4 protein-coding genes are annotated in these 3,564 nt (G+C 67.1%); all 4 read right to left on the reverse strand.

Annotated features, from left to right (window positions below; genetic code table 11):
• On the reverse strand, nucleotides 1–327 hold a 327-nt coding region (locus AB4Y86_RS14620), incomplete at its 3' end, for an SDR family NAD(P)-dependent oxidoreductase (protein WP_441402923.1).
• Nucleotides 328–336: 9 nt separating this feature from the next.
• Nucleotides 337–1,689, reverse strand: a complete 1,353-nt coding sequence (locus AB4Y86_RS14625; RefSeq protein ID WP_441402924.1) for an MFS transporter — start codon at nucleotides 1,687–1,689, stop codon at nucleotides 337–339.
• A 226-nt stretch (nucleotides 1,690–1,915) separates the two neighbouring features.
• On the reverse strand, nucleotides 1,916–2,644 hold the full coding sequence (locus tag AB4Y86_RS14630; RefSeq protein WP_441402925.1) for a FadR/GntR family transcriptional regulator: 729 nt from the start codon (nucleotides 2,642–2,644) through the stop codon (nucleotides 1,916–1,918).
• Between the two features lie 187 nt (nucleotides 2,645–2,831).
• A partial coding sequence (sucD, locus tag AB4Y86_RS14635; RefSeq protein WP_441402926.1) for a succinate--CoA ligase subunit alpha occupies nucleotides 2,832–3,564 on the reverse strand: 733 nt, incomplete at its 5' end.

Below are 3,564 nucleotides of genomic sequence, written 5' to 3' on the forward strand. Positions count from 1 at the left end.
GGTTTCCATAAACGGCGTCGGCGAGCTGATGCCAGCCAGGTTGGCCAGTCCCACGATCGGCGGCATGGATTCTTCTACCTCGGTGATCGCCCGGTCCACCGACGCCTCGTCCGAAACGTCCGCCCCGACGCCGATCGCCTTAACGGCGCGGTTCGAGCCGATCTCGGCCGCGGCTGCCCGGGCGTCCTCGGCGTTGATGTCCAGGATCGCGATGGACCAGCCTTCGCGGGCCAGGCGGTCGGCCGTGGCGCGGCCGATGCCGCGGGCGGAGGCGGCGCCGGTCAGGACGACGGTCCGTTCGGCGGGGAATGTGCTGTGGTCTGTCATGGGGAGTTCCTAGCGGTTGTTATTGGCGGCGGGGGCGGTGGCTGCGGTTGCAGAGACACCTTCCGGGCGGTTGCGGGCGTAGAGATAGGTGGCGACAGCAGTCACCGCGAGGCAGGCCGCCAGGAAGACAAGGCCGCTCTGGCTGTTGCCGGTGGCGTCTTTGAGGATGCCGACGATGTACGGGGCCACAAAGCCGCCCAGGTTGCCCAGCGAGTTCACCATCGCGAGGCCGGCCGCGGCAGCGGCTCCGGTCAGGGCTGCGGACGGCATGGCCAGGAAGGGGGCGATGGCCGAGTAGATGCCCATGGCTGCCAGGGTGAGGAAGACCATAGCCAGCACGGCGTTGACCGGGAGCAGGTACCCGGCGCCGAGCAGGCCGACGGCGGCAATCACCATGCTGACGCTGGCGTGCCACACCCGGTTGCCGGTGCGGTCCGAGCGCTTGCTCCAGAAGTAGACGAACACCGCGGCGATCGCGTACGGGATGAAGACGATGAAGCCCACCTGGACGGTATCGAACTTGCCGAGCGCCTTGACGATGGTCGGCAGCCAGAGGCCCAGGCCGTAGATGCCGCAGACCAGGCCGAAGTACAGGGCCGAGTACGCCAGGGTGCGGGGGTCCTTCAGGCCGGCCAGGAAGTTGTGCTTGCCGTCCTTCTGCTTGTCGGCCAGCTCCTTGCTCATGGTGGTGGTGAGCCACTCGCGCTCATTGGGCTTGAGCCATTTGGCGTGCTCCGGCCGGTCGGTCATGATGAACGGCGTGATGACGCCCAGCACGATGGCCGGGATGCCCTCAAGGATGTACAGCCACTGCCAGCCGTGCAGGCCGGCGACGCCTTCCAGGCCCAGGAGCATGCCGGACACCGGTGCACCCAAAGCGTTGGAGATGGGCTGGGCGAGGATGAAGATACCCAGAACGGTCACGCGCTGCGCGGCCGGGAACCAGAGGGTCAGGTAGAAAAGGATGGCCGGGAAGAAGCCGGCTTCGGCAGCGCCGAGCAGGAAGCGGATGATGTAAAAGGTGGTCTCGCCGTTGACCAGGAACATGGCGGTGGCGAAGATGCCCCAGCTGATGAGGATGCGGGCGATCCACTTCCTCGCACCGAAGCGGTACATTCCGCCGTTGCTAGGGATCTCCAGCAGGGCGTAACCAAGGAAGAAGATGCCGGCACCCAGGCCGTAGGCGGCCTCGGTGAGGCCGATGTCGCCCTGCATGCCGAGCTTGGCGAAGCCCACGTTGTTGCGGTCCAGGTAGGCGACGAAGTACAGCAGGACAATCAGCGGCATGACCCGCCGTCGGACCTTGCGAAGTGTGGTCTGGCCCAGCTCGCTCAACGCGGGGGCAGCTGTCAGGGAGGTCATCGCGGGCCTCCACCGGTGATCAGGGTGCCCTGGGAAAGGACGTGCGCGCGCATGAAGACTCCTTTGGCTTGCGGCAATCCGAGATGTCCGAGATGTCAGATGTCTGATATCTGTATGAGATTCTAATCACACGGCGGTAGGGCGTCAACAGGGGTTGGGTCATAGGGATTTTGAGGGGGCACGGCGCAAGGGGCGCCGGGTCGCAGGCCGTAGGCCCGTGCCCAGGTCAGCTGGCGGCGGCGCCGCGGCTGGAGACCGCAAGGTACTGCTTGTAGTCCTCGAACGTCTGGGTGATGTGGGCGTCCATCGCGGAGCGAGCGGCGGAGGGCTCGCCGGCGGCGATGGCGGCCAGGACCACCTTGTGGTGGTGGATGGCGTGCCGCTGGACATCGGGGAACGCAGAGGTCTCCCGCCGCATCGCGTACAGCAGGGTGGACAGCTGGGCCAGCAGAGCCGGCACGAAGGGGTTGCCGGACGCCCGCAGGACAGTGTCGTGGAAGGCGATGTCCGCCAGGGTCAGCGCATCGACGTCACCGGAATGGTGGGCGGCCTCCATCCGTTCAACGCTCTCCCTCATCGCGGCGAGGTCGGCCTGGCTGTGCCGCTCGGCCGCGAGTTCCGCGGCGCCGGTTTCGACCATACGCCGGACCTCCAGCAGGCGCAGGGCCACCTGGTCGGAGGCCACTCCCCTGGAGGCCGCCCGCATGATCGCGTCCAGCCCGGTCCAGCGTTCAGGAGGATTGACGAACGTGCCGAGGCCGCGCTTGACGTAAACCACGTCCTGGGCTTTGAGAACTTTCATCGCTTCACGGGCCGTCAGCCGGCTGACGCCGGATTCCTTGGCGATGTCCGCTTCCGGCGGTAGGGCGTCGTCGGGCTTAATCTGGCCGCTGAGAATGTACTCGAGGACCGTGTCGACGACGACATCCACCAGCGTCCGCCGCGTTTCTGCCATCGAGATCCCCTGCCTGCGCACCCGGGGCGCGCCTTTTGCCTTTCCTAAACACTACTCGACCGACCGCGGCGCTCAGTGCCGCCGTCGCCGCTTAACGACGCAACGCGGGGCCACTTCGAGCCCGTCCCGGTGACTGGGACGGGCCGGAAGTGACCCCGCGTTGGTGCGGAGCGCTAGAGCTGGGAGCCTAGAGGGCTGCGAAGACTTCGCGCAGCAGCGTGGCGGTCTCGGACGGCGTCTTGCCGACCTTGACGCCGGCAGCCTCGAGGGCTTCCTTCTTGGCCTGGGCGGTGCCCGCGGAACCGGAGACGATGGCGCCGGCGTGGCCCATGGTCTTGCCTTCCGGGGCGGTGAAGCCTGCCACGTAGCCGACGACCGGCTTCGTGACGTGCGCCTTGATGTAGTCGGCGGCACGCTCTTCGGCGTCGCCGCCGATTTCGCCGATCATGACGATGGCCTTGGTCTCGGGGTCGGCCTCGAACGCTTCGAGCGCATCGATGTGGGTGGTGCCGATGACCGGGTCGCCGCCGATGCCGATGGCGGTGGAGAAGCCGAGGTCGCGGAGTTCATACATCATCTGGTAGGTCAGGGTGCCCGACTTGGAGACCAGGCCGATGGGGCCCTTGCCCGTGATGTTGGCCGGGGTGATGCCCACGAGGGCCTCACCCGGGGTGATGATGCCGGGGCAGTTCGGCCCGATGATGCGGGTAACCTGCTTGCCGTTGGCGTCGACCTTGGACTGGGCCAGCGCCCAGAACTCGGCGGAGTCCTGGACCGGGACGCCCTCAGTGATGACGACGACCAGGCCGATGCCGGCCTCGATGGCTTCGACGACGGCGTCCTTGGTGAAGGCCGGCGGCACGAAGACGATGGAGACGTCGGCGCCGGTCTCGGCCATGGCTTCCTTGACGGTGCCGAAG

The sequence above is a fragment of the Arthrobacter sp. 2YAF22_2 genome (genome assembly GCF_052114645.1).
GTDB lineage: Bacteria > Actinomycetota > Actinomycetes > Actinomycetales > Micrococcaceae > Arthrobacter.